Source organism: Bacillus sp. UMB0728 (assembly GCF_002858875.1).
In the GTDB taxonomy this organism is placed as follows: Bacteria; Bacillota; Bacilli; order Bacillales; family Cytobacillaceae; genus Bacillus_AB; species Bacillus_AB infantis.
In genome coordinates this window covers 1-25441 of the sequence record NZ_PKLA01000006.1, presented here as the reverse complement: position 1 = coordinate 25441, position 25441 = coordinate 1, and the positions used below count along the sequence as shown (strand labels likewise).

Annotated in this window: 32 protein-coding genes; 17 read left to right on the top strand and 15 right to left on the bottom strand. The window is 47.2% G+C overall.

Annotated elements, in window-relative coordinates; translation table 11 throughout:
• Positions 1 to 9: 9 nt before the first annotated feature.
• Positions 10 to 510: a hypothetical protein gene (locus CYJ37_RS21635; RefSeq protein WP_101551793.1), complete on the bottom strand. Its 501-nt coding sequence runs from the start codon at positions 508 to 510 to the stop codon at positions 10 to 12.
• A 211-nt stretch (positions 511 to 721) separates the two neighbouring features.
• Here CYJ37_RS21635 and CYJ37_RS21630 point away from each other — a divergent pair, with 211 nt between their 5' ends.
• The 5 genes from CYJ37_RS21630 (at position 722) to CYJ37_RS21610 (ending at position 4268) form a co-directional block, all read left to right on the top strand.
• The gene (locus CYJ37_RS21630; RefSeq protein WP_009792231.1) at positions 722 to 1066 is read left to right on the top strand and encodes a lmo0954 family membrane protein; all 345 of its coding nucleotides are present in this window, start codon (positions 722 to 724) and stop codon (positions 1064 to 1066) included.
• A 24-nt stretch (positions 1067 to 1090) separates the two neighbouring features.
• Positions 1091 to 1738 (top strand): PspA/IM30 family protein, encoded by a 648-nt coding sequence (locus CYJ37_RS21625; protein WP_009792230.1) that lies wholly within the window; start codon positions 1091 to 1093, stop codon positions 1736 to 1738.
• A 124-nt stretch (positions 1739 to 1862) separates the two neighbouring features.
• Positions 1863 to 2603 carry a cell wall-active antibiotics response protein LiaF gene (gene liaF, locus CYJ37_RS21620; protein ID WP_009792229.1) on the top strand — a complete coding sequence of 247 codons (741 nt, stop codon included), beginning with the start codon at positions 1863 to 1865 and terminating at the stop codon, positions 2601 to 2603.
• Complete coding sequence (locus tag CYJ37_RS21615; protein ID WP_101551791.1) at positions 2600 to 3643, top strand: sensor histidine kinase; 1044 nt, start codon at positions 2600 to 2602, stop codon at positions 3641 to 3643. The genes liaF and CYJ37_RS21615 overlap by 4 nt, the downstream gene beginning before the upstream one ends.
• On the top strand, positions 3636 to 4268 hold the full coding sequence (locus tag CYJ37_RS21610) for a response regulator transcription factor (protein WP_009792227.1): 633 nt from the start codon (positions 3636 to 3638) through the stop codon (positions 4266 to 4268). Before CYJ37_RS21615 ends, CYJ37_RS21610 begins: the two co-directional genes overlap by 8 nt.
• Before the next feature lie 240 nt (positions 4269 to 4508).
• On the opposite strand, the gene CYJ37_RS21605 is transcribed toward CYJ37_RS21610, so the two are convergent.
• Positions 4509 to 5228 (bottom strand): hypothetical protein, encoded by a 720-nt coding sequence (locus CYJ37_RS21605; protein WP_101551789.1) that lies wholly within the window; start codon positions 5226 to 5228, stop codon positions 4509 to 4511.
• 108 nt (positions 5229 to 5336) lie between these two features.
• Between CYJ37_RS21605 and CYJ37_RS27840 the strand changes: the two genes are divergently transcribed.
• The 3 genes from CYJ37_RS27840 (at position 5337) to abc-f (ending at position 7698) form a co-directional block, all read left to right on the top strand.
• Positions 5337 to 5471, top strand: a complete 135-nt coding sequence (locus CYJ37_RS27840) for a hypothetical protein (RefSeq protein ID WP_009792224.1) — start codon at positions 5337 to 5339, stop codon at positions 5469 to 5471.
• Positions 5472 to 5497: 26 nt separating this feature from the next.
• On the top strand, positions 5498 to 5632 hold the full coding sequence (locus CYJ37_RS27835) for an RAxF-45 family protein (protein ID WP_009792223.1): 135 nt from the start codon (positions 5498 to 5500) through the stop codon (positions 5630 to 5632).
• A 182-nt stretch (positions 5633 to 5814) separates the two neighbouring features.
• Positions 5815 to 7698 (top strand): ribosomal protection-like ABC-F family protein, encoded by a 1884-nt coding sequence (abc-f, locus tag CYJ37_RS21595; protein ID WP_009792221.1) that lies wholly within the window; start codon positions 5815 to 5817, stop codon positions 7696 to 7698.
• 45 nt (positions 7699 to 7743) lie between these two features.
• On the opposite strand, the gene cotJC is transcribed toward abc-f, so the two are convergent.
• Genes cotJC through CYJ37_RS21580 form a run of 3 tightly spaced genes read right to left on the bottom strand, consistent with a single transcriptional unit; the run spans position 7744 to position 8800 of the window.
• Positions 7744 to 8313, bottom strand: a complete 570-nt coding sequence (gene cotJC / locus CYJ37_RS21590) for a spore coat protein CotJC (RefSeq protein ID WP_009792220.1) — start codon at positions 8311 to 8313, stop codon at positions 7744 to 7746.
• A gap of 12 nt (positions 8314 to 8325) precedes the next feature.
• Complete coding sequence (locus CYJ37_RS21585) at positions 8326 to 8592, bottom strand: spore coat protein CotJB (protein ID WP_022543351.1); 267 nt, start codon at positions 8590 to 8592, stop codon at positions 8326 to 8328.
• A complete protein-coding gene (locus tag CYJ37_RS21580) occupies positions 8585 to 8800 on the bottom strand; it encodes a spore coat associated protein CotJA (protein ID WP_035401830.1) in 216 nt (71 codons plus the stop codon). The genes CYJ37_RS21585 and CYJ37_RS21580 overlap by 8 nt, the downstream gene beginning before the upstream one ends.
• Before the next feature lie 247 nt (positions 8801 to 9047).
• Between CYJ37_RS21580 and CYJ37_RS21575 the strand changes: the two genes are divergently transcribed.
• The 3 genes from CYJ37_RS21575 (at position 9048) to CYJ37_RS21565 (ending at position 11478) form a co-directional block, all read left to right on the top strand.
• On the top strand, positions 9048 to 10373 hold the full coding sequence (locus CYJ37_RS21575; protein WP_101551786.1) for a polysaccharide biosynthesis protein: 1326 nt from the start codon (positions 9048 to 9050) through the stop codon (positions 10371 to 10373).
• Between the two features lie 51 nt (positions 10374 to 10424).
• Positions 10425 to 10862, top strand: a complete 438-nt coding sequence (locus CYJ37_RS21570; RefSeq protein ID WP_101551784.1) for a DUF1284 domain-containing protein — start codon at positions 10425 to 10427, stop codon at positions 10860 to 10862.
• Positions 10863 to 10944: 82 nt separating this feature from the next.
• Positions 10945 to 11478 (top strand): RNA polymerase sigma factor, encoded by a 534-nt coding sequence (locus CYJ37_RS21565; RefSeq protein ID WP_224950953.1) that lies wholly within the window; start codon positions 10945 to 10947, stop codon positions 11476 to 11478.
• 3 nt (positions 11479 to 11481) lie between these two features.
• Here CYJ37_RS21565 and CYJ37_RS21560 read toward each other — a convergent pair whose 3' ends face one another.
• Positions 11482 to 12174 carry a TrkA C-terminal domain-containing protein gene (locus CYJ37_RS21560; RefSeq protein WP_101551783.1) on the bottom strand — a complete coding sequence of 231 codons (693 nt, stop codon included), beginning with the start codon at positions 12172 to 12174 and terminating at the stop codon, positions 11482 to 11484.
• Between the two features lie 54 nt (positions 12175 to 12228).
• Positions 12229 to 12495 (bottom strand): hypothetical protein, encoded by a 267-nt coding sequence (locus CYJ37_RS21555; protein WP_022543355.1) that lies wholly within the window; start codon positions 12493 to 12495, stop codon positions 12229 to 12231.
• A gap of 191 nt (positions 12496 to 12686) precedes the next feature.
• Between CYJ37_RS21555 and CYJ37_RS21550 the strand changes: the two genes are divergently transcribed.
• Positions 12687 to 13628 carry a magnesium transporter CorA family protein gene (locus CYJ37_RS21550; protein ID WP_257964281.1) on the top strand — a complete coding sequence of 314 codons (942 nt, stop codon included), beginning with the start codon at positions 12687 to 12689 and terminating at the stop codon, positions 13626 to 13628.
• A 780-nt stretch (positions 13629 to 14408) separates the two neighbouring features.
• Here the strand turns inward: CYJ37_RS21550 and CYJ37_RS21545 are convergent.
• Both CYJ37_RS21545 and CYJ37_RS21540 read right to left on the bottom strand, forming a co-directional pair.
• Positions 14409 to 15350: an SDR family NAD(P)-dependent oxidoreductase gene (locus CYJ37_RS21545; RefSeq protein WP_180827410.1), complete on the bottom strand. Its 942-nt coding sequence runs from the start codon at positions 15348 to 15350 to the stop codon at positions 14409 to 14411.
• Positions 15351 to 15426: 76 nt separating this feature from the next.
• Positions 15427 to 16014: a TetR/AcrR family transcriptional regulator gene (locus CYJ37_RS21540; protein ID WP_101551777.1), complete on the bottom strand. Its 588-nt coding sequence runs from the start codon at positions 16012 to 16014 to the stop codon at positions 15427 to 15429.
• Between the two features lie 199 nt (positions 16015 to 16213).
• Here CYJ37_RS21540 and CYJ37_RS21535 point away from each other — a divergent pair, with 199 nt between their 5' ends.
• From CYJ37_RS21535 to CYJ37_RS21520, 4 genes are all read left to right on the top strand, one after another.
• Entirely contained in the window at positions 16214 to 16741 is a 528-nt protein-coding gene (locus tag CYJ37_RS21535; RefSeq protein ID WP_009792208.1) for an acyl-CoA thioesterase, read from the top strand.
• 119 nt (positions 16742 to 16860) lie between these two features.
• Positions 16861 to 17340, top strand: coding sequence for a DUF4367 domain-containing protein (locus tag CYJ37_RS21530; RefSeq protein WP_101551775.1), 480 nt, complete (start codon positions 16861 to 16863; stop codon positions 17338 to 17340).
• A 37-nt stretch (positions 17341 to 17377) separates the two neighbouring features.
• Positions 17378 to 17839, top strand: coding sequence for a GNAT family N-acetyltransferase (locus CYJ37_RS21525; RefSeq protein ID WP_101551773.1), 462 nt, complete (start codon positions 17378 to 17380; stop codon positions 17837 to 17839).
• Positions 17840 to 18091: 252 nt separating this feature from the next.
• Positions 18092 to 18964 (top strand): cation diffusion facilitator family transporter, encoded by an 873-nt coding sequence (locus CYJ37_RS21520; protein WP_094768158.1) that lies wholly within the window; start codon positions 18092 to 18094, stop codon positions 18962 to 18964.
• A 391-nt stretch (positions 18965 to 19355) separates the two neighbouring features.
• Here the strand turns inward: CYJ37_RS21520 and CYJ37_RS21515 are convergent, their stop codons facing one another.
• The 5 genes from CYJ37_RS21515 to CYJ37_RS21495 all read right to left on the bottom strand — a co-directional run bounded on the left by CYJ37_RS21515 (position 19356) and on the right by CYJ37_RS21495 (position 23244).
• Positions 19356 to 19700: a DUF3243 domain-containing protein gene (locus CYJ37_RS21515; RefSeq protein ID WP_101551771.1), complete on the bottom strand. Its 345-nt coding sequence runs from the start codon at positions 19698 to 19700 to the stop codon at positions 19356 to 19358.
• 73 nt (positions 19701 to 19773) lie between these two features.
• Complete coding sequence (tatC, locus tag CYJ37_RS21510; RefSeq protein WP_009792202.1) at positions 19774 to 20505, bottom strand: twin-arginine translocase subunit TatC; 732 nt, start codon at positions 20503 to 20505, stop codon at positions 19774 to 19776.
• A gap of 18 nt (positions 20506 to 20523) precedes the next feature.
• A complete protein-coding gene (gene tatA, locus CYJ37_RS21505; RefSeq protein ID WP_101551768.1) occupies positions 20524 to 20739 on the bottom strand; it encodes a twin-arginine translocase TatA/TatE family subunit in 216 nt (71 codons plus the stop codon).
• 20 nt (positions 20740 to 20759) lie between these two features.
• On the bottom strand, positions 20760 to 22469 hold the full coding sequence (locus CYJ37_RS21500; RefSeq protein WP_009792200.1) for a GMC family oxidoreductase: 1710 nt from the start codon (positions 22467 to 22469) through the stop codon (positions 20760 to 20762).
• Positions 22470 to 22488: 19 nt separating this feature from the next.
• Entirely contained in the window at positions 22489 to 23244 is a 756-nt protein-coding gene (locus CYJ37_RS21495; RefSeq protein ID WP_101551766.1) for a gluconate 2-dehydrogenase subunit 3 family protein, read from the bottom strand.
• Between the two features lie 271 nt (positions 23245 to 23515).
• Between CYJ37_RS21495 and cccB the strand changes: the two genes are divergently transcribed.
• Positions 23516 to 23845 carry a cytochrome c551 gene (gene cccB, locus CYJ37_RS21490; RefSeq protein WP_022543358.1) on the top strand — a complete coding sequence of 110 codons (330 nt, stop codon included), beginning with the start codon at positions 23516 to 23518 and terminating at the stop codon, positions 23843 to 23845.
• A gap of 342 nt (positions 23846 to 24187) precedes the next feature.
• Here cccB and CYJ37_RS21485 read toward each other — a convergent pair whose 3' ends face one another.
• Positions 24188 to 24922 carry a ZIP family metal transporter gene (locus tag CYJ37_RS21485; protein WP_094768163.1) on the bottom strand — a complete coding sequence of 245 codons (735 nt, stop codon included), beginning with the start codon at positions 24920 to 24922 and terminating at the stop codon, positions 24188 to 24190.
• Positions 24923 to 25441 lie beyond the last annotated feature (519 nt).

Below are 25441 nucleotides of genomic sequence, written 5' to 3'. Positions count from 1 at the left end.
GGGCTTTATCTATTCAACCTTCCATTGGCAATCATCAGTAGAATCAACCTTCTTGTCTCTGATAATCCGGTAAAAGGCTTTGCCGTCACTTGGATTGCCGTCAGGGAAATCCATCGGGAATAGAGCGAAGAACACAAAATAAAAAGAGAAATAGATAAATTGGTACCAAAGCAAAGAAGCCTCAAGTACGCCGGAGCCGATCAGGTAATTGATTAGAAAGATACTGATCATGTTGAAGAGTGTGCCGCCAAGATATATAAAAGAGAGGCTGATTTTATTTTCGTACTTCAGGCTTTGGAACTCGCAGCCGCTATACCAGAAGTAGAAGCGCTTTACCTCAAGGTATTTAAAAGAAAATAAACTTTTACCACAGCCGATAATGACTTTAAGGCTCTTCCCTCCAAAGATTCCGGCGAAAAAAACATGTCCGGCCACATGGATGAGTGTCACGATAGGAAGAACAATAAAAAATGCCTGCATAAACTTTACAAAATCATCGAAGCCAAACACATTGGTGTCCTCCTGATTGTCTCAATTGTAATTCCTCCTTTATCTACCCTTCCTGCCAGCACAATAACAGGTTTTCCCCTTCCAATATTTACGCCTTCCGCAAAGTCTGACCAGCTCCTAAGCCCCAGGTCCTATATGAAAATAAAGCTCAGGCTCGTTATAGGATTTTGGCTGGAAAGGTAAGATGGAAACATGAAAGGAGGAAACGTACATGAAAAAATTTGGCTTACTTTTAGCAGGGGGAATCGCAGGGCTGGTGCTTCTATCCAATTTGGGGCCGATGATCGGCCTGGCCATCTCATTGCTGATTCTATACTTCGTATTCAAGCAGTTCCTGAAGGCTGATTCAACAGGGGCAAAAATCGGCTGGGGCATTGTCGGGGTGTTCGCCCTTACGGCAGCTGCCTCCAATATTCCGGCCATCCTCGGAATTGCCGCTGCTTACATCCTTTATGTGATCTATAAAAAGTGGAATGACAAGAAAACCTTTGTCAAAGAAGACCAGGACCCATTCACTAACTTTGAAAAAGAATGGTCAAAAATCAATCAATATTAATCTGAAAACGAAAGGGAGATTATTATGGCAAACTTATTTACCAGACTGAAAAATACCATCATGGCAGATCTGCACGAGGCAATGGACCAGAAAGAGCAGAAGAATCCGGTATCACTTCTTAACCAGTACCTGCGCCAATGCGAGCAGGAAACAGAGAAAGTCCGCAAGCTCCTTGAGCGCCAGTATTCTCTGAAAGAGGAATTTGCAAAAGAATATAAGGGAGCGGCTGAATTGGCTGAAAAGCGCAAGCGCCAGGCAGAAGTTGCTTCAGAGGCAGGGGAGACAGAATTATCCCAATTTGCAGTCCAGGAACAGCTTCAATATGAAGAGCGGGCTGTAAGGCTGAAGCAGGCCCTCGAGCAGGCTTCCCAGCAGCTGGTTGAGCTGGAAAGAAAATATGAAGAGATGAAGCATAAGCTGAAGGATATGCATATCCGCCGCCTTGAGCTCATGGGAAGGGAAAATGTGACCAGGGCCAACCGCAAGATGGACCAGGTGATTGACAGCAGCTCCCAATCAGGCAAAGCTGAATCCAGGTTTGAAAATATCGAGTCATATCTTGACCGGCTTGAGCAGAAGGTGAACGATGCCTACTATCAGAGCACAATCGATTCAAAAATCGCCCAGCTTGAAAAAGATATGAAAAAGAAAGAAACTCATTCTATTTCATAAAACAAACTGGTATTCTAAAGAGGCGTAGAGTTCCTGCGCCTTTTTTCGCCATTATGCTGAAACAGCTTACAATAGAGAACCGCGTACATCATGCGCCAGTCATCATGAAGGGAGGAAATGATCAATGCTTAAAAAAATCAAAAGCGAATATATCAGCTGGATTCTATTGCTTGGTGCCCTTGTCCTTTTTCTGGAGGTATCTTTTTTTAATCACGGGCTGATTTTCTCCCTTCTGGTTTCGATTGGAATGGTGTATTTCGGAAGGAAACGCCTTCCCCACAGCTCCGGAAAAATCCTCTTCTGGGCAGGACTTGCCTTCTTTGTCATCAGTGTCTTCAATATGATGACCTTCAAATTTTTCCTGCTGGCCATCCTGATCCATTTTGTCATCCAATATGCGCAGTCCAAACGGGACGCCGACCGCATCAGGCCGGTCATCAAGGAAGCAGATCCTTTTGATTCAAAGCCGAGTGAAGAGATCATCAAAGGGCGCCCGCTTTTTGAAAACATTCTGTTCGGGCGGCAGAAAACGCCTGAGCATGTATATGAATGGAGCGACATCAATATCCAGGCCGGCATCGGCGATACGATCATCGATTTGAGCTATACGGTGCTCCCAAAAGGGGAGACGGTCATATTCATCCGCAATTTTATCGGTAATATACAGATCCTTGTTCCGTATGATCTCGAAGTGAATGTGTATCATTCTGTGATTGCCGGATCTGCCGGTATTTTTGATAAACGAGAGCCGCAGATGTTCAATCAGACACTGCAGTTCAAAACACCAGGCTATGAAGAAGCAGAGCAGAAGATTAAGATCTTTACTTCGCTCCTTGTTGGGGATATCGAGGTGAAGCGTGTATGAAGACAATCCAGCGGCAGATTGCGTTAGGACTGTCGGTTGCTCTCCTTGTGTCCATCTTTCTTGGCGTTTCCTATTTTACCGTCTTTCCGCTGGCCGATTGGAGCGGGCTTTGGGAACGGGAGATCATGGATATTCCCTTTCTCCTGTTTGCAGCAAGCATCTGTGCGGCAATCGGCATTCTCTCTGGGCTTGTATCCGGCATCTACAGGAAAAAACAGCTCCAGACGGTTGACGACTGGCTTTACCAGCTGGAGGAAGGCAGGGCCATCAGCCTTCATGATGATAACACCCCTTCAGAGCTTCAGCCCCTATGGATGAGGGTAGGCAAAATCCAGCGGCAGATTTCGGAGCAGGCAAAGATTTCGCAGAAGCTTGCGACAGAAAAGGCAGAGGATCTGGAAAGCCGGATCCAGGAAATCATTTCCCAGGAGCGCAACCGGCTGGCGCGCGAGCTTCATGACTCTGTGAGCCAGCAGCTGTTCGCGGCCTCCATGCTGATGTCTGCCATCAATGAAACACGGATCCAGGAAGACAGGGAAACCAAGCAGCTGAAGATGGTCGAAGCGATGATCCATCAATCCCAGCTTGAGATGCGCGCCCTGCTCCTCCACTTGCGTCCGGCCGCCCTGAAGGGAAAAACACTGCAGGAGGGCATAGAAGAGCTGCTGCTTGAGCTCTCCCAGAAAGTCACCATGAAAATCCAGTGGAAGGTTGAAGAGTTTTTGATGGATAAAGGAGTCGAGGACCATCTGTTCCGGATCCTCCAGGAATCTGTCTCCAATACGCTGCGCCATGCCAAGTCGACCCAGCTTGAAGTGCTGCTGATCCAGCGGGACGGGCTGATCATCATGCGGATTGCCGATGACGGGATCGGATTTGACGTCGAGGAAACAAAGGCAGGCTCATATGGCATGCAGAATATGTATGAGCGTGCAGTGGAGATCGGCGGCTCCCTGAAAATCATCAGCCTCAAGAATAAAGGAACGCGCCTTGAAGTGAAGGTGCCAATGATGAAGAGTGAGGGTGAAGAGAATGATTAAAGTATTATTTGTGGATGATCATGAAATGGTTAGGATCGGTGTATCTTCCTATCTTTCCGCCCAGCCGGATATCGAGGTGATCGGGGAAGCGGATAACGGCCGGACGGCGATTGATCTGGCCCTTGAGCTCCGGCCGGATATTATCCTGATGGACCTGGTGATGAAGGAAATGGACGGGATCGAGGCAACACGGGGAATCATTGAAGCATGGCCGGAAGCAAAGGTGATTATCGTGACAAGCTTCCTGGATGATGAAAAGGTCTATCCGGCACTTGAAGCAGGCGCATCCAGCTATATGCTGAAAACCTCGAAGGCAAGCGAGATTGCCGATGCGGTCCGAGCAACTTTCCATGGCCAATCGGTGCTTGAGCCTGAGGTCACAGGAAAAATGATGGTGAAGATGCGGCAGAAGCAGACTGTGCTTCCCCATGAAGAGCTCACGAGCAGGGAAATGGAAATCCTGCTGCTGATGACAGAAGGGAAGACGAACCAGGAAATTGCGGATGAGCTTTTTATTGCCTTAAAGACAGTGAAGACGCATGTCAGCAATATCCTCAGCAAGCTTCAGGTCCAGGACCGGACACAGGCTGTGATATATGCGTTTAAGCATTCGCTGGCGAACTAATTGGAGGTTTGTTCTGCCTGGCTAGGTTTTAATGCTGAAAAAGGTAATGAAAGCCCGCTGATTGCAGTGGAAGGCACGCAGACTCCTGCGGGATTGCAGCGGCAGAGCTGAGACCCCGCAGGAGGTACGACGAGGAGGCTCAGCGCCGCCCCGCGGAAAGCGAAGTGCCTGGAACGGAAATCAGCGGCCCCATATGAAAGCCAAACAAAACTCCTGCCCACCACCGGGCAGGAGTTTTCATCAATCCCTCTTAAAAGGAATGACTGCAAAAACCAAGATAACCGCTGCCAATCCCAGCGCTATATAAGATACAGCAGCATGATCACCCCAGTTTCTGACGGCGATGCCGATGAAGGCCCAGACAAAGACGAGCGGGTATATGCGGTCGCTGTTTTTGATCCGGAATATGATGGCTAGGGCTGAAGCCACGGAGAGCATGATGATCGTCCAGGCGGCATCCGGCAGGCCGAAGCCGCCCCAGCCGATATACTCGAGATAATAGCTGATATTCGCAATCACTGCGACGCTGACCCAGCCGAGATAAACGGAGAAGGGCAGCCTGTCGAAGAAGGATGGGCTGGCAGCCTGCAGACGGATATAAAGAAAGATCAAATTTAGCAGAAGTCCGATCAGCAGCAGGACTGATACAAGGAAGAATTCATAATGCCAGGCAAAAATCCACGCGCTGTTCAGCAGGCAGCTGAGGATAAAGAACAAGCTGGTATTCTCGTAAAGCGGAAGGTTCCGCCGGTCCTTTGGAAATTCCCTCAGTACCCAGATCCCCAGCAGTATATAAATAAGTCCCCATATTGAAAATACATAGCCGGCAGGGGTCAACAGCACATCGAGCCGATCCGAGATTTCCCCGGTGGTCTGCCCATTCAAAGGAAGCGCATTTGCCAGTATATTAACGCCCACAACAAGTAAAAAGAAAATAACATGCAGGATGGCACGAAGCATCAATATTTCTCCTCTCTCTATAAATTGAGCATGGTGGCAGGCACCAGCTGCCTATTTACCTTATTCCTCACAGAGGGAGAAGATAACCACTGGGGAGAGCGCTGATCTATGCAAAAGAATGAAAAAGCCCTCAATATCATGCTCCAGCCGGGTGTGGCCGGTCAGCTACTGCTGCACAAGGGAATGTATACCCCTAATAATCAGGCTTGCAAAATGATTCTGACAACGGTAAAATATAGCTAACTATATCAAAGGGAGGTGGAGAAGAGATGAATAACGCTGTTTTGCTGCGCGGAGACTGGATGTCATACCTGTCGATCTGCCGTGCAATTTTTCATGAAGCTGCTGTTAACGGGACAAGTCTGTCCATTTTCAGCAGCTTCATATGGAAAACAAAACGGTGAGAAACATCTCTGATCCGCTTATTTATGAACGGGCAAAAGGGGAGCTTCTTATGGATGCTCCCCTTTTTTTGGCTTTGTCCTGCTATCAGGACGGGTCTGTCATAAAAGCAGGGCCATGGGTGAATTTTTCCCATGGCTTTTTATTATGCAAAAAAATAACTGAAATTTGGAGGAAATGAAAAATGATCGCATGCAGCGGAAATGATATAGCAAAAATGTACGCAGGCACAACAATCTTTGAGGAAGTGGCTTTTGAGATTCATGAAGGGGACCGCGTCGGCCTTGTAGGTAGGAATGGCAGCGGCAAGACAACTTTATTCAAGCTGCTGGCCGGCATCGAAACACCTGATAAAGGCCAGGTCCATTGGAAAAAAGGCACGAGGATTGGCTATCTCTCGCAGATCCCTGAATATCCTGAGCATTTTTCAGGCAGGGATGTACTCCTTCAGGCATTCAAGGAACTGACAGTGGTTGAGAGGAAGATGAAAGAGTGCGAGCAGGCAATGGCCGAGGAAAAAGATGCTAGCAGGCTGGAGCGGTATATCGCAGAGTATGGCGTGCTTCAGGAGCAATTTGCCCACGGCGGCGGCTATGAAATGGAGGCAAGTCTGGCCAGGGTGGCATCTGGCCTGAAGATTGAAGATTTGCTGAGCAAAAGCTTTTCGTCCTTGAGCGGCGGGGAAAAAACAAAAGTATCCCTCGGCTTCACCCTTCTCCAAAATCCTGATTTCCTCCTGCTCGATGAGCCGACTAATCATCTGGATATCGATGCGGTAGAGTGGCTGGGGGTATTTTTAAAAGAATACGATGGAACGGTGATTGTTGTATCCCACGACCGCTATTTCCTGGATGAAATCGCCAATAGGATTTTTGACCTTGAAGATGGGGAGCTCACTTCTTATCAGACCGGCTACAGCGGATTTGTAAAAGAAAAAGAAGAAAGGCTTTTGAGGGAATTCCAGCAGTACGAAGAGCAGCAGAAGAAAATCAAGAAAATGAAGGAAGCCATCAAACGCCTGCGTGAATGGGCCAATCAGGCCAACCCGCCGAATGAGGGGCTGCACAAAAGGGCGAGAAGCATGGAAAGAGCGCTTGAACGGATGGAAAAGCTCGACCGTCCCATCCTGAACCGGAAGAAAATGAATATGGAACTTGATTCTGCCCAGCGGAGCGGCAAGGATGTAGTGGTGGTGAAAGGGGCTTCCAAGCATTTTGGCAGTCAGACGCTTTTTGAAGATGCCTATCTCCATATCCAGTTTCAGGAAAGGACAGCGATTGTCGGCAGCAACGGCAGCGGCAAGTCGACACTCTTGAAAATGATCCTCGGCGAGGTGCCGGCAGATGCAGGCGAGGTGCGGATTGGGAGCAATGTGAAAATAGGCTATCTTTCGCAGCATATCCAGCCTGGCTCGGAAGATGAAACCGTCCTTGAAGCATTCCGGAATGAGGTTTCTGTGGCAGAAGGGGAGGCGCGTAATATCCTGGCAGGCTTCCTGTTCTACGGCCATGCGGTCTTCCGCAGGGTGTCCAAATTGAGCGGCGGTGAAAAAATGCGCCTGCGGCTCGCCCAGCTGATGTACCAGGATATCAACTTTCTGATTCTGGATGAGCCGACAAACCATCTCGACATTGAATCCCGGGAGGTGCTGGAGGAGGCGCTGCAGGACTATAAAGGGACCATTCTCGCAGTCTCGCATGACCGCTATTTCCTGAATAAGCTGTTCACCAGGATCAGCTGGATTGAAAACCGGCAGCTGCTTACCTTTGCTGGCAGCTATGATTGGGCTAAGGGGAAGAAGGCAGAAAAAAAGCAGGCGTCCTTTACAAAAGAAAAGCTTGCGAAAAAGAAGCCGGCAGTGCATCGTGCAGTCCAAAAGGTGAGCAGTGAGAATCCTGAGCAGACCGAAAAAGACATTATGCTGATAGAAGCGGAAATCTCTGCACTGGACGGCAGACTGGAGGCTGAAAAGGATTTGTCTGCCCTGCAAAATATGTTCAGGGAGAAAGAAGAGCTGGAACAAAGAAGAGAAGAATTGTATAGGAAGCTGGAAGAATGCCTTTCATAACAGACAGAAGCCGGATGAGGATCCGGCTTCTTCATTTTGGATCTATTAGAATATCTTCTTTTTATCACGCTCATCCTTCAGGATCTCCACCGCTTCACGGAAGCGCATGCTGTGGACGATTTCCCTTTCCCTCAGGAAGCGGAGGCTGTCATTCAGATCAGGGTCGTCAGAAATGTCGATCAGCCATTGATAGGTTGCCCGCGCTTTTTCCTCTGCCGCGATATCCTCGTACAGGTCGGCAATCGGGTCCCCTTTCGCCTGTATGTAGGAGGCGGTCCATGGGACACCGGCGGCATTATGATAAAACAGTGCACTGTCGTGATTAACATAATGCTCGCCAAGACCCGCTTCCTTCAGCTGTTCAGGGGTGGCGTCCTTGGTCAGCTTGTAAATCATAGTAGCGATCATCTCAAGATGGGCGAATTCCTCTGTTCCGATGTCTGTGAGGAGTCCGATCACTTTTTCCGGGATGGTATAGCGCTGATTCAAGTAGCGGAGGGCAGCCGCCAGCTCGCCGTCTGCTCCGCCGTACTGCTCGATTAAGTACTTCGCCAATGTCGGATTGCATGTGCTTACTTTCACTGGATATTGCAGTTTTTTCTCATAAACCCACATGAAGGATCCTCCTTATACTTGCCAGGGCCAGGGTCCCTGGCTCCATTTCCAGGTGTCGCCGGGGTTGTTGCTGACCCCGAATTGCAGGAGCGGCCCGAATTCTTTTTCGTATCGCTTCTTCAGTTTTCGTGAATAGTCGGAGAACTGCTGGAACTGCTGCAGAGCCTGCCTGTCGCCGGGATGAGTATCGAGGTATAATGTCAGCTCCACAAGCACGAAATCGGCAGCCTGAATCTCATGCATCAGCTGGTAATAGTCACTGCCCATCTGTTTAGCCATGGCCATGGATTCCTTTCTTATAAGGATTATCATAATAATCATAGAGAGGCTTCCAGAGCGTTCCCCTCATCAGGGCTTCGTGGGGCGGGAATTGCTCAAGATTCGGCGGCTGAAAATGCATATATAATTGAGGCGGTGTACTGTAGTATTTGATTTTCAAAGGCGGGCAGGGATCATAAGGGCTGTGGTAGGGACTATAGGCTTTCATGGGGGTAAAATGCACTTCATTCTGATAGTTCAAGCCTTTAACCTCCTTCAGGATAAAACTCGTCATTTCATCTTATGCGGAAAATGGGAGGATATAACTGATGCGAACGGGAAGGCAGGCTCCTTCCTGTTAAAAAGCGGAATCACCAGCGTAATCCTGCATGAGGATAATAATTCATAGACTTGTCTCATATCTTTTAAAAGTATGGCTGCCTGCCAAAGATCGAGAGACAAGGAGAATCTGAACAATGAATTCGTTTTTAAAGGGAACACTCGTGTTGGTAATTGCCTCTTTTTTGGGGGAGTGCATAGAATTTCTGGTCAATATGGTGCTGGCACGGGAATTGGGCGAACAGGGGCTTGGGATGTATATGTCGATTCTTCCAACGATATTCCTTGTAATGCTGCTTGCCAGTTTTGAGCTGCCTATTTCCGTTTCTAAATTCGTCGCGGAAAAAGAAGAAAAATATCATCGGAGCATGCTGGGGCATGCCATCAGGCTGACCATCGTTTTTTCCTCGGTGCTATTTCTTGCCGCGATCGCCATTCTGCCTTTTGTCCCGGTTTTCCAGCACTTCTCTCCGCTGCTCAGATGGCTGGTCATCCTCCTGATCCCGATCATTTCTTTTTCATCGATTGCCCGCGGATTTTTTATGGGGAAGAACGAGATGGGGAAAATTGCCTACACCAGCCTGCTGCGGAAGCTGGTCCAGCTGCTGCTGCTTGTTTTTCTGTATCAGCTCTTTGACTTTAATACAGAAACAGCGATGCTGGTCGCCATCTGTACGTTCATCGGCAGTGAAATCGTCATTTTCCTGTATCTGCTTCATGTGTTTTTTATTCAGTATCATCAGCTGAAGGGACGTCCTTCGGAAAGCCTGAAGGGGGCGGCGGTTAGGAAGAATCTGATGGCTGTGTCCATCCCGACGACTGCTTTGCGTGTATTCCATTCTATTACACATGCCATACAGCCTTTTTTAATAAAAGCTGCACTTGTGCAGGCCGGCCTCAGCCAGGAGATGGCACTCGGGCAATTTGGGATGCTGACGGGAATCGCCATGGCCATCGGCTTTTTTCCTGCTTTTATTGCCCATTCCTTTTTGATCATGCTGATTCCGGCAGTGTCCAAGGCCCAGGCACGCAGCGAAACGGGTGTGCTCATCGGGCTGCTGAAGCAGGTGATGCAGATTACGGCCATCTATGGCATTCCTGCAGCTGCTGCCATCTATTTCTTTGCGGAGCCGCTGACAGAAACATTTTTCCATTCCTCGGATGCCGCTGTATATCTGATGCTGCTGTGCCCTTATTTCCTGCTCCATTATTTTGTCATTCCCATGCAGGCTTACCTGATCGGACTCGGTCTGATGAAGGATGCTTTTGTCCATACCGTCTGGTCCACGCTCGTTTCGTTTTCGATCATGTATTTCCTCGGCGGGAGGCTTGGGATGGACGGCATTATCATCGGCATGAATACAGGGATTATGCTGCTGACATTCATGCATTACCTGACCATCTGCAAAAGAATCGGCATCACCTTCTGGACCCTTAAGGCTGACAGGACGGGGATTCTCTAAAAGGATTTTCCAGCACAATGGAGAATTGATAGATGGAAGGGAGAGAAGCTTATGGATCGAACGCTCAGAGGCCACCATTTATTATGTGTCCACGGTTTCCGCGGGATGGGCTACAGTCAGGGATTCGTTGAAAATATGGCAGAAATTGTGGAGGATATCCGCAATGACCGCAAGCAATTCCGAATAAAGGCAGTGGCTGATTTCGACCACGCCTGTCAGGCTTGCCCGCATAAGGGAAAGGTGATTTGCGAGGCAAGCGAGGGGTCTAACGCCCATGTGCTGTCCATGGATGCAAAGGTGATCGAGCATCTTGGCATAGAGGAAAACAGGGAGTATGATAAGCATCTGCTGCTCAGCCTGACAGCTGCAAAGGTCCATCCGGACGACCTGGATTATTTATGTGAAGGCTGCTCATGGCTTCCCTATGGAGTATGCAAGGAGGGAATCTCCCGCTTGAGGGAAAAGTACAGGCATGAGTCAATGACATAATTTTTTTTTCAAAACTGTAGGGGAGGCATTCCTTTTATGCGTTTATTAAATGAAAACGCAAATGGGGAAAGGAGAAGAAAGCATGCTGCCCCAATATCATGAAAACACAAACGGCCACAGCCGTTTTGACCAGCTGATCAAGGAAAACGGACTATTTATCTATAAATATATTTATTCGCTGATTCGCCATAAAGAGCAGACAGAAGACCTTTATCAGGAGGTTCTGATATCTGCCTTCCTCGCTTTTCCGGCCTTCAAGGAAGAAGCTAAATTCAGGAGCTGGCTGTACAGGATTGCCATCAATAAGTGCAGAGACTTCTGGAGAAAAGAGAAAAAGGAAAAGAGATTCTGGGAAGAAGAAGCTTATAAATATCCCATGGAAGCAGAAAAAAGCCCGGAGCCCGAGGAGGAATTCCTCCATAAATCCGAACGTGAGGAAATGGTGGAAACGATAAGCTCACTGCCGGATATGTACCGGGATCCGCTTCTGCTATTCTACTATCATAACCGGACATTGATGGAAATCAGCGCTGAAGTGGATGCGCCGATGTCCACTGTCAAAACAAGAATGAAAAGAGGGAAAGAAAGGCTTAAAGCCAGGCTGGGCAGCGAGTAGATGTCAGCCCTCTTTTTTGACCTCTTTTCCTTCTGAATCGTCCCCGAAGGTTTTTTTGATGGTTTTTTCATCCCCGTAAACGACTATATCATCACCCTCCTGTATTTCAGTGGACAGGCATTCCTTCCGGATCGTAATTTCGCCTCTGCTGACATACAGGACAACCACATCATCCTTCTCGGGATCTATGATCTCACTCAGTTTTTTGCCGGCGAACGGAGAATCCTCCAGTACCGGATATTTTAAAATATAATCCTCTTCATTTGTCAAAAGGACATCTTTAATGGGCAGATCAGTAAAGTCGTAATGCTCTTCCACATCGTGTTTCAGCCAGTCAATGAATTTGTTTTTGACAGACGGCATTTTTAATATAAGGATAATCAAGAAAAGTGCGGCGGCAATATAACCGACTTCCTTTGTAAGGAAGTCGTCTGACAGAATGCTGCTTATGGTTGATATAATGACGGCAAGGGAGAACGCCCCGAATAATATCAGGAAGGCACTGATCTTTCTCCTCAATGGATGCTCGAGGATCAGCTCAGATTCCCCGGTCGTGAACCCGGTCCCGGTCATCATGGATATAACCTGAAAGCGGGCGATCTGCTTATCAAGCCCTGTATAAATAAAGAGCAGGGCACTGATCTCAATGACCGCCAGAATGATTAAAATATAAATAAAAATAAACAGATAGGCCATAATATCCCCCTAATTTCCTCTGGACAAAAATAAGCCTGAAGGATAAAAATCGCTTCAGGCCTGCTCTTTCTCGTTGTAGTAATTTACAGCGTACATGGATCCTTCATCCACCATTTTATTATCCTGGACATCATATGGATCTGGATGCCCGCCTTTTTCAACAGGTACCACCCGGTGGTTCTTCGCTTTCGAAGGTAGTACTTTGTTTGTAACATTCACTGTAAATGTCTGGATTCTCTTTCTGCTCTTCAAAGCCAGCAAGAGGATACTGCTGATGCCGACTCCGGCAAGGATATACGAATTCAATGGACGAGTATTCATGGTTAAAAGCTCCTCCTTAAAAAATGATTTAAATTTGACTTGCTTTATATGTACCCTTTTGAACCCTGCTCAAACCCGGCCCGCAGCATCAGTATTTGGAGAAACTGGCAAAACCTTTATCTGCTTCCTTGCTAAATTGGTTTAAGGAAGCCTTTGAGCAGGGAAACAGGAAAAGAAAGGCGGGGGATAATATGAAGTATAAATTGAATGATAATAAATGGGCTTGGCATAATTTTCATACAATAGATGAATCATTGAGTTTGAATGAGGTACATTTTGAAAAAGCGATCAAGGAGTGGAGGGACTCGTCGAGCGATAATGATACGAACTGCCTCCAAATGGATACACTGATCCCTGGCAGGGAGCATATCCGCGGCTCCCTGATCTACCAGCAGACGCTGGAGGACCAGAAGGATTACAATTTTTTTCATTTCTTTCTAACTCGTGATTTCTTAATTACCGTTAATTTTAAATTTGATGCGATTGAATCTGTCCGTGAGGATTTGCTCCTGAAGCAGATGGACGATGCGGATAACGCTATTGAAGGTTTTTTTGTCTTTTTGGGGCAGATACTGGACTCCAATTTAACGAAGATAGATGGTTATGAGAAAAAACTGAACGATCTTCTCTGGAAGGTTAAACAAAGAAACAGCCTCAGTACTTTTGAGGAAATCTATGAATCCCGCCATGAGCTTCTTGTCTGGAAAAACCTCACGGTGCCTTTCGAGGAGCTGAAAATGGCGGCTGAAGAGGCATTTGGGGACTTTGCGCTCGAAGGAAGGCAATTTAAGCGGACCGCCAAGAGGACGGACCGGGCCCTGATGCTGATCAGGGAATACCAGCAGGAAATCGCGACGCTTGTCCACATTGAGGAAGTCGTTTCCGCCCACAGGGGAAATGAAATCATGAAGACACTCACCGTGCTTACCACCCTCTTTACCCCGATAACCGCTCTCGGGGCAATCTGGGGAATGAACTTTAAGCTGATGCCGGAGCTGGAGTGGAAATGGGGTTATTTATTCGCCATCGTCCTTATGATTGTCTCCACCATCGGCATCTATCTGATTCTGCGCAGCAAAGGCTGGATGGGCGATATCCTTAAAGGCAGGAAAAAGAATTCGTTTTTTAAATAAGATATGCCTTTGGTGTGATCCCTTTCAGGCAGACAGTAGGAAAATGTCTGCCTGGAGGGATTTTTTTTATGGACGTGATTTCTTTTGGGAAATGGAGGGTCTTTGATGAAGTCGTTGGGGGCTCTGAATGTCTTTTTGGAGGATAGGGGGTCTTTAGTTGGCCCGACTAAAACCCTCTGAATCTCTTTTTTGAGGATAGACGGTCATAGTTGGCTCGCCTAGAACCCTCTGAATCACATTTTGGAGGATAGAGGGTCTTAGTTCGCTGGACTAGAACCCTCTGAATCTCTTTTTTAAGAATAGAGGGTGTTAGTCCGGTCGACTAGAACCCCCTGAATCACATTTTGGAGGATAGAGGGTCTTAGTTCGCTGGACTAGAACCCTCTGAAGCCACATTTTGGAGAATAGAGGGTCTTAGTCCGCTCGACTAGAACCTTCTGAATCACATTTTGGAGGATAGAGGGTCTTAGTTCGGTTGACTAGAACCCTCTGAATCACATTTTGGAGAATAGAGGGTCTTAGTCCGCTCGACTAGAACCCCCTGAATCACATTTTCGAGGATAGGGGGTCTTAGTTCGCTCGACTAGAACCTTCTGAATCACATTTTCGAGAATAGGGGGTCTCAGTTCGCTGGACTAGAACCCTCTGAAGCCACATTTTCTAAAGTAGAGAGCTTCAAATCCACACCTGAACCCTCTAAATCTCATGATCTATCATGAGAAGTTCTCAGTTCACCCTGCAAAACCAAAAACCTGCCAGCCAAGAGCAGCCATCTCATTATTATCGTGCAGCGGGCTGGGACTCGAGCTGCCGCAGTGCCGCGGTTATCCCCTCGCTATAAGGAGTCCTTGGAATAGGAGCAATCAGGCGTTCATATTTGGAGCCATCCAGAATAACGGGCGTTTCGTTCAGATACATCATTTCGGCGTATTCCCTCATGAAGGGATCAAAGAGGCCAATGGACTGGATCATCCAGCGTGAGATGGGCCACAGCTTGATTGGCCTTCCGAAGTACCCGGCCAGGACTGCTTCAATCTCCTTGCCGGTGATGGTGCCGGATCCGGGAATATTCCAGTCCTCACCGTATGCCTCCTCATGCAGCGCAAGCTCTGCCAGTGCTTCGGCGGCATCTTTAATAAAAATGAATTCCCGTTCCAGATCAGTTTTGCCGAGAAAGCCTGCCTTGTTCTTGGCCATGGCCTGCCTAAACGTATAGTCAAGCAGGGTGTTACTTGTGTCAGGTCCATAGAAATCAGGGAAATGGGCGATGATGTAGCGGGTGCCTGACTTCCGGATCTGTTCAAGCAGCTCCAGGCGGATTCTGCCTTTTTTCGTATGCGGGTTCTTAACCGCACTTTCATTGACAGGGGATGCTTGCCTGCCGTAAGCATAGATATTATCTGTGTAGATGAAAGGCTTGTTCTGGATGCGGCATTCTTCGAGGATGTTGGTCATGATGGTAGATAGGTTGCCCCATTCCTGATAAGGGATATTGATGCTGTGAAAAATAAGGTCTGCCTGGGAAACGGCCTTCTTTACCTGAGCCCTGTCCATGGCATCGCATGCGATGATATCAGGCGGTATCCCCGGAATTCTGCGCAGTTTTTCCAGATTTTCGAGCGATCTTGAAGCAGCAATGACATGAAAGCCCTTATTAAGCAGCGCTTCCGTGAGGGAATAGCCCATTCCGCCGGCAGCGCCTAATACTAATGCAGTTTTCATAATGATTCTCTCCCTTTCATTTATTGACCAGTGTTCAATTGTTCGTTTTAAAAAAAGAAATGGATTCCATTTCTTTTTATGATTTAGCTGCAGCCTCTAATCCGCCAATGATAAAGCGCACATGTGTGCGGGCAAGGCCTTGTGTTTCCTCAAACTCAGCCTCTGAGCGGCTGAAGTGGGTGACAAATCCGTGCAGGCTGATAAAAGCGGACCAGATTTGCTGGGCAGCAGGCGGCTTTGAAAGAAGGGCGGCAACCGCTTCGGCAAAGTGCCGGTAGCTTTCATAAGGAGCTTCCTGCATATAGCAGTCCAGTTCTTCATCACGGATCAGAAACATCACTTCATAATGCTTTTGATGGGTCAATCCGAAACGGATATAGCCGAGAAGGATCTCAAACAGCTTTTCTTCATTCGACAACCCTGTGCGGCCCATGATTTCCTTCAGCAGAGCATTTAATTTTTCAAACCCCTGCTCCGCTATGCCGTAGAAAAGCTCAGCTTTATTTTTAAAATGATAATAAAGGGCGCCATGGCTGCAGTTCAGGGCCTGGGCCACCTTCCTCATAGAGGCGGAGCTGTAGCCTTGTGATACAAATAGTTCTCTTGCGGCGTCCAGGATTGCTTCTTTTGTCAGCTCAGACTGGGCAGATTTTCTTGGAGACATGATGATCACCTTTGCTGAATATATTTTATTGAACAGTGGTTAATTAAATTATATGCATTCAAAAAGGAATTTTCAACCATATTAATAAAAAGCAGCCAGTTTTTATTAAAACTTCACACAAGAAAAGGATTCCCGGGCCGCTAAAGAGGGAATCTGATAAGATGGATACATAAGTTTATTTTTGCAAAGGGGTACTATCATGGAAAATAAAAAATTTTGCCGGGAGTCTTTTGTCGTAAAAACGAGCATTGTGCTCCCGCCGGATACAAATAATTATGGAACTTTATTTGGCGGCAGGCTGATGGCCTATATTGATGATGTTGCAGCCATCTCGGCTATGCGCCATGCCAGGATGAATGTGCTGACAGCTTCTACTGACTCTGTCGATTTCCTCCATCCGATCTATGAAAGCAATTCCGTCTGTCTGGAATCTTTCGTCACTTATACAGGAAGATCTTCAATGGAAATCTTCGTCAAGGTCATTGCCGAGGACCTGATCACAGGAGAGAGGAATGTCTGCGCCGTCTCATTCCTGACTTTTGTCGCAATAGATGATCAGGGCAAGCCGACTGCAGTGCCGCAGGTTGTCCCGGAAACAGAAGAAGAGAAAAGTCTTCATGAATCAGCCAAGGAGCGCCTCGAAATCCGCAAAAAACGCCGGAAAGACAGCGAAGCGCGGGCAAATAAATATGGTGCAGACCTTCCCTGGCAGCGGGACAGGGGATGATTGGCACACGAAGGAGCAGCTGGAAGAGCTGCTTCTTTTTTTTGCCAAGATTAGAGCAAAAGGAAGAAAGAAAATGGTAGAATATAGGAAAAGTCTATATTGAAGGAGAGAATAGGAGCTTGAATAAACGGGGAATTTTAGTTCTTGTTGTTCTTTTATTGGCAGCAGCGGGCGGCGGCTGGACGTATGCAAGGGGAAATATGCATGAATATGACTACACACAGGAAACCAAGCAGCTAAAAAGGGAAAAGCTGCCGATGGCAATCAAGCTGCCGGAAAGAATGCCTTTCCCTGACATGAAAGTATGGGAAACCTATTCAGACGGTGTTGGCCAGGTGGAAATGACTTTTATGAATAAAAACAAAAACACCGTGGAGCTGGTCATTAAAAAAGAAGAATTTGAGTACCAGGAAGGGTTAAAGCAGGAAGAGGTCCGAATCGGAGACCTGGAAGGCTTATTTATTCCAGATGATGGCGATAAAAGGATTCTGTACTGGGAGGATGAAGGCATCCACTATCAAATTACATATATACCATTATTGACGCCTGGCGAAGTCAGCCGAACCCAGATGATCAAGATGGCAGAGTCTTTTAATTAAGATAAATTTAGGAAGCTGGTTAAGCGGAGGGGTTGAATTGGAAGTTATCATAAAGGCTTCAACTGAGCATATTGAGAGTATCTTAAATTTAAGGATTCTTCTCTTAAAAGAGCTGGGTGAGCTGGCATCGCCTAAAGAGGAAGACATACTCTCCGAGGCAACAAGGGATTATCTTCAAGTAGCTTTAGCTAACGGGGAATTTATCTCTTATCTCGCGGAGAGAGAAGGAAAAATGGCAGCCTCCAGCGGGATTGCTATTTTCCGTAGGCCTCCTTATCCGGGGAACATCAAAGGAGTGGAAGCTTATATTCTGAACATGTATACACTGCCGGAATTCCGCGGACTTGGCATTGGGAAGAGGCTTTTGCAGGAATGTTTGGATGAATGCAGGGCCAGGGGAGTCAAGAGGGTTTGGCTCCATGCTTCCCAGGACGGCGAGCCGCTCTACAGAAAAGCTGGCTTCACTGGAAATAAAGGAGAATTGGAGCTGCTGCTCTAAAAATTCCGAGATGTTTTTGTAAAGATGATGTTAGGATAGAGACACTAACCTCACACAAGGCGGCTGCAAGGCTTTGTGTGTTTTCTGGAGCTCCCAGTATACTGGGCGGCTTTTTTTCTGCACGCAGTTAATTTTCCTCCAGCCAACTTACTTGCTTGCTTCTTAATTAGTTAAGGGGACACAATAAGATTGCTCTAGACCCACCCGATTCCTGCCTGCTATTATAGTCAAGTGCTAAAAAGGAGGTCCGGGATGGAAGAACAAAAGTATAAGGATCTGAAGCTTGGGGAGCGCGGGGCCATCATAAGCATCATCGCTTACATATGCCTTTCGGTCCTTAAGCTCGCAGTAGGATATATAAGTGACTCGGCTGCCCTGAAGGCAGACGGTTTAAATAATACAACGGATATTATCGCATCTATCGCCGTATTGATCGGACTGAAGATATCGCAGCGGCCGCCTGACCAGAATCATGGCTATGGCCATTGGAAGAGCGAGACGATCGCCTCCATGGTTGCTTCGTTCATCATGGCTGCTGTCGGACTGCAGGTGTTAATAGAAGGAGCAGCTTCCATTTTTGATGGGGGGAAGGAAACGCCGCCTGATATCATCGCGGCCTATACAGGCATCTTTTCAGCGCTAGCCATGTATTTTGTCTACCGGTATAATAAGCGGCTGGCTGATAAAATAAAAAGCAAAGCGGTCATGGCTGCGGCGAAGGATAATTTATCCGATGCCTGGGTGAGTATCGGTACGGCCATCGGGATTTTTGGTTCGCAATTGAAGATGCCTTGGCTTGATACCGTAACAGCCATCATTGTCGGGCTGCTGATCTGCAAGACTGCCTGGGATATATTCATACAGGCCTCACATGACCTGTCCGACGGATTTGATGAAAATTTGCTCCTCAAATACAGCGACGAAATCCTGAAGGTGTCCGGCGTAAAGGGCATTAAAGCAATCAAGGGAAGGAATTACGGCAATAATGAAGTATTGGATGTAGTCATCCTGGTCAATTCGACCCTGGATATCAGGGAAGCGCATGATATCGCCACACATGTGGAAAAAGTGCTGATGAAGGATCACGGGGTTTATGATGTCCATGTTCATGTGGAACCTAATTAAGGGAAGAAAGGGGCAGTTTAGACTGTCTCTTTTTTTACGTATGAAAGATGAGGCCTTGTGAAGGGACGAGGGCGCCCAATTATCTATCCGGCAGGCGCAAATTAAAAAGGAGGCACGGAAAATCTTCCGTATCTCCTTTTGTTGATATATAAATTTAATGGATCTTTTGGAGTACAAATTTGCCCAAAAAAGTTCAAAGAACCTGTTGATTGCAGTGCAAGGCACGTAGACTCCTGCGGGAGATAGCGGAAGAGTTGAGACCCCACAGGAGCTTGCTCCGAGGAGGCTCAACTCCGCCCCGCGGAAAGCGAAGTGCCTGGAACGGAAATCAACAGCCCCATCCAAAATATTATCCTAATCTATTAAGCAGTCCTAACAATTTCCTGGTCTATCAAGCAGCCCCATCCGCAAATTTCAAAAGCAGATGTGACAGTTTCTCTTTTTCTTCCTCATTTCCGGCTTTCCATAATTCCTTCAGCAGTTTTTCTTCGCGGTTTTGCGGGTCGACATTTTGAGCAAGATATTCTGCGATCTTTTTTGCTGTAGCGGCAAGCTGCTCTTCATTTAAACCGATCTTCTTGCCAAGCTCGATCCGCTCCGCCAGGTAGCCTCGGAACTCGTCAAAGCTGCTTAAGATATCCGCTGCCTTGTCTTCTGAAATCCTGCTGACAGTATCCTCAATATTATTCTCGTTCAGTTCGCCATTCTCATTTACCATATGGTTTTGTTCTGACATTCCTGATCCCTCCGTGTGATGAAGTCTATGATTCTTCAATACCTCGCCCATTCGTCTTTTAAACTAGCAGGCTTTAAACCTCTGTTGCCTGCAGTGCTGCTTCCTGCCTGAGGATTTTGCGGAATGACAGCTTTGACAGCAGGATGCCGACTTCATATAATCCGATCAGCGGAATGAGGACGATCATCTGCGAAAACAGATCAGGCGGTGTGATCAAGGCAGAAACGACTGCAAGTACGAGATAGGCATACTTGCGCATCGAGCTTAACTGCTTTGGTGTGACGATATTGATGGTGGTCAGGAACATCAGCATCAGCGGCACCTCGAACAGGAAGCCGAATGGAATGGTGGACATCATCATGAATGAAAAATATTCCCTCGCTGTGATCATCATATCAAAATGATGATTGCCCAAATTGATCAGAAACCGGTAGACAGTCGGGAAGATGATGTAAAACCCGAATGCAATGCCTCCGGCGAAGCTTAAAAAGATGGCCGGAAGGTACATGACGGTGGTTTTGCTTTCTTTCTCAGTCAATGCCGGCTTCACAAAGATCCACAGCTGGTAAGCGATGAAAGGGAGGGAGAGGCCGAGGCTGATGCAGCCGGCAATCCCGGTGTACAGCCTCACCACATCCAGCGGCCCCAGCATGACCAGCTTATATTCCTGGGAAAGGAGGGGGAGCAGCTTGTTAATGAACACGAACGACAAGATAAAGCAGGCTAGGAAAAAGATCAGTGACCGGATGATTGCTTTCCTGAGATCGGTTATATGTTCAACAAGAGTTTGCTCATCGGTTTTCATTGTAATCCCTCCCTGCTGTTAGATCTGCTGGTTCTTATCCTTGGACAGATCTGCTTTTTTTGCTTTGTCTTCTTCATCGTCATCATTCATCAGGCTGTTGGCAGATTTCTTGAACTCGGATAAAGTCTTCCCGAAGGCTGAGCCGATTTCAGGCAGTTTTTTCGGACCAAAGATGATCAGGGTGATGACGAGAATGATGATTAAGCCGGGAATGCCGATATTAGTGAATCCCATTTCTTTTCACTCCTTTTCATTTATACAAGGGCTCCGCCTTGTTTGCTGTATTTGATGATACCTTCTGCGGCACGGTAGGCAAATGCGCCGACAGTCCCGGTAGGATTGTAGCCGCCATTATGGGCAAATGCGGATGCTCCGACTACAAAGACGTTCTCTGCATCCCACATCTGCAGATAATTGTTCACTGCTGACGTTTCCGGTTCAGCCCCCATGATGACACCGCCCGTGTTATGTGTGGTCTGGTAAGGGACGATATCATAATGCTCAAGCGGGCTGCGGTCATTGACCAGGTTTGCGCCCATTTCCTTCATGATATTGTCGGTGATCTTGCCGATATAGTTATACAAATTCTTGTCCTGCTGGGTAAAGTCATACGTCAGCCTCAATAGCGGAAGCCCGAATGCATCTTTGTAGGATGGATCAAGATCAAGATAATTGTACTGTGTCGGCATAGATGCACCCTGGGTCCCGATATTCAGGTGGCGTGTATAATATTTAACAGACTGCTGCTTGAATTCTTTACCCCATCTTGGCGTATCCTGCGGCACCGGATTTGTCTGGATCGGGCGCTTTCCTGATTGGTTCAGTGAAATGGAGCCCCCATGGATAAAGTCGACTTCAGAATGGTCGAAATTGTCTCCGTTATAATCATCGACAGAGGCACCGAGTGCGCCTGCTCCCATGAATGTATTGAACTGCTCTTCATCAAAGAATCCGGTTGAGCCTGGCAGGATCTGATAGCAGTAATTTTTCCCGATAACGCCCTGTCCGGTTTCCGGATTATAAGGCCTGCCAAGGTTTGAAGACAGCAGCAGGCGTGCATTATTCATGACATAGCTTGTCAGAACGACGATGTCTGCTGGCTGGATGAATTCTTCCTTTGTCAGCACATCGACATATCTGACTCCGGTTGCCTTCGTTCCGTCATGAAGGACCTCGGTTACATTGGAATAGGTGCGGAGCTCGAAGTTTCCAGTATCCTTTGCATAAGGGATGACTGAAACTGTTGGATCCGCTTTTGCGCCATATTCACAGCCGAAGCGCTCGCAGAAAGCACAGTACTGGCAGGCTGCCATTTTGGCGCCATATTGGTTCTCATAAGCCTGGCTCATGTTGGCAGAAGGCATGTGGTAAGGCTTCATTCCCAGGTTCTTAGCCGCATCCTTGAAGCGCTTGGTGAGAGGCGTTTCCTTCATTGGCGGGTTTGGATAGGGATTGGACCTTTTGCCGCCGAACGGATTTTCCTCGCCGCCGATGCCGGCTGTTTTTTCAAAAGTATCGTAATATGGTTCAAGTTCATCATAGGTGATGCCCCAGTCCTGTACCTGGAGGCCCTTTATTTTGTTTTCGCCGTACTTTGCCACCGTTTGTGACTTGATTTCAAAATCATAAGGCAGGAAACGGAAGGTATGGCCATTCCAGTGCACACCTGAACCGCCAAGCCCCTCCCCAAGCAGGAACGATCCAAGCTGGCGCATCGGCAAAGCCCGTTCCTTTGCAGTGTTTCGGAAAGTGAGTGTTTCTTTTGATAAATCCTGCATCAATTCGTAGCGGATCGCGTAGCGCAGCTCATCGTGGACAACATAATAGTCCTTGACGCCCCTTTCCTTACCGCGTTCAAGCCCGACAACCTTCATGCCCTGTTTAGCGAGCTCGGCGGAAATGATGCCGCCTGCCCATCCTACTCCGACTACCACTACATCTGTCTTTGGTAAAGTTTTTGCCATGATATCCCCCGATTTCTATCTAGTTTGTATAAGAATGAAGTGCTTTTGGTTCGATTTCCATAAATTCGTCTGATTCGATTTTGTCTATGTAGCTCATCTGATGCCCCGGGAAGTCCTTCATCTTCCAGCCTTCCATGCCGATGTTTCCGCTGTAAGCCGGATCCGCATAGACTCCTTCTATCGTTGCGGCCCTGAGCTGATTGAAAAAGGTCTTGGAAGACACGCCGCGTATTTTAACTTTATCAGCCTCAAAATCTTTCAGAATCTCATCCTGCTGATCTCCTTCCAGATCGGCGAAGCCCTTCGTGAACTTCTCCTGGCTGTAGGATTCAATCCGGTCAATCCCGGTATCAAACATTTCATTCCTCTTAAGAGGCGATTGATAGCCCTGGAAATTGGAGCCTGGGAAAAATGGGCCCTGCATATACTCCCGTGCATTATTGCCCCACGCACCTGCCAGCTGATGGTCGATGAAAAAGGGCACCCCGAGTTCGATTGCGCCAGGACCGGTTTCGTCCTGTGGATAAATGCGCTCGACTGCCTGCTGCAGCACTTCGAATTTCTGCGGGTTTGTAAAATAAAGCGGTGCCTGCTGATGTGAATTGGACGAGCTGTGTCCTTCAGAGTTGGAGCTGGACGCCTGTTCAGAACCGTTCATCCTGGATCCGATCAGTCCCCCGAGCAGCCCGCCACCAACCAATCCACCTGCAACATAGCTGGAATTGCGTATGAATTTACGTCTCGACATTTTTGAACCAGTCGATTGGTCAGCCATAATTGTTCCTCCTTCTTGAAAAAAATATATTAAATAGGAAAGAAAATACTCTATCAAGCTTCCACTCTTGTTTTTCTACTAAACATAGAATGCAGGATTCTTTTTTGAATTGATACTTTAGTCCTAAATAACTGGGATAACAATTACATTTTTGGAGAAAGAAGTGCCGCGGGTTTTTAAGCCAAGGATGTCACCTTAAAAATTCAGGTTTAGCTTAAAAGTCAAAGTGGAACTGTTATATGTAATCAGCAGAAAGAAAGAGGGAGATAGAATGTTAAAAAGAGCGATGGTTGTTTCCGGTCTTGTACTCAGCTTGGCAGCCTGCGGCGGCGGGGAAGAAAGCAGCGGCGGCGAAAGCAATGGAGGCGGCGGTGAGGTAGATACGGCAGCTGCAGAGGAAACCTTCCAGCAGAGCTGCGCATCCTGCCATGGCGGTGATCTCAGCGGCGGAGCTGGTCCTGCCCTGGAGAATGTTGGAAGTGATTTAAGTGAAGAAGAAATCCGCACTAAGATTGAAGAAGGCGGCGGCGGAATGCCGGCTAACCTGATTGAAGGCGAGAAGGCTGACAATGTTGCAGCTTGGCTGGCAGAAAAAAAATAATAAAATATCATAAAAAAAGCTGGCATTCCGGGAGGGAGGCCAGCTTTTCTGGTTGTTTTTTTACAAAAATAAAAAAGGCAGGCCATCCAGCCTGCCTTTTTTCTCAGCACTTCAAAGTACATGGGGGAAATCGGTTCTAAGTATATCGGTTATATACTGTAGTGCCTTTTGTCCTCCTTGCAAAATCCGTGCCTTTTGCATCGCCAATGTCTAACGGTGAAGTCGCTGTTAACCTTTTCATCGTTTACCAGTCCCTTCTGTTTGTTATTGGCTTTGCATTATACATATACCCGGGTGTACAAGGTTAAAACATTTAAACCGCAGAAATATCTGGAAATAATTCTAGCTGCCGAAGCTGTTGATCATGACGAGCATGGTCACAAGGCCAAGGATGAAGGAATAGGTCGAGAACCGTTCGTTTCCATCCCCATGGCTTTCCGGTATTAATTCCTTGTAGATGATGAACAGCATCGCGCCGGCTGCAAAGCTCAGCCCATAAGGAACAAGTCCCTCAATATTGCGGGAAAGGAAGTATCCGATAATGGCTGTCACGATCTCTACCATCCCGGTCAGTGTGGCAACGGCCAAAGCCTTCCATCTGGAAATATTCTGATTGACGAGAAAAAGAGCGACCAGAAATCCTTCCGGCGCATTCTGCAGGCCGATGGCAAATGCGATCAGCGGACCAAGCTCACCGCCGTCAGATGCATAGCTGACACCGACCGACAGGCCCTCGGGCAGATTGTGGAGTGTAATGGCTGCGACAATCAGCACGGCCTTTTGCTCCAGTTTCATATTCAGCTTGGTATGCTCCAGATCGATATGCGGTGTATGCTTTTCCAGAAAGTTCAGCACAAACGTCCCCAGGAGGAGACCGATGGTCAGAACAATCATATTGGAGGATTCAAGCGCCTGCGGTATCAAACTGAAGGTGGACGCCGCCATCATGATGCCTGCCGTATAGGCCAATAGCACATCCCGCCACTTGTGTGTGACGCTTTTGAAAAAAAGGATCGGAATCGCTCCGGCCCCTGTTGCCATGGCAGAAAGAATGCTGCCGATAATTGCCTCTTGCATGATAAGCCCCCTGATCTTTGCCAGACTGAAAATATGCAGACGTTTAACACAGATAATTTGTGTTAAGTATACAGCCAACCATAAGGCAAATAAAGTATTTTAATTCGGGCATGCACAAATTTTGCTTTTGGGCAAAAAAAATAACGCCCTCCAAATGTGATAACGGGTTTAGTCCAGGAGTGCAAACATGATATAACACATAGGAAAACCCACATGAATTCACAATATCATTCACAGTGCGTTTTTATTGATATACCAATATATTTGCGAGTTTAAGTCATTCACTTTTTCCCAATTCACATATCAAATCATAGTATGTAATGATTATTGTGCGAAAATTTTAGTGAGTGCATTATGTTGCAATCACGAAGGTTGTTGGGAATATATGTTAAAGTAATATTAGAAATATATATCAGAGTTTATGAAAAGATTTACTTATGCTAATGGGGCAGCATTCCTGTAATGAAGGAAAATGGGGTTTGAACAAAAAAATAACCTCTTGGTAGAATGAGAGAGTCC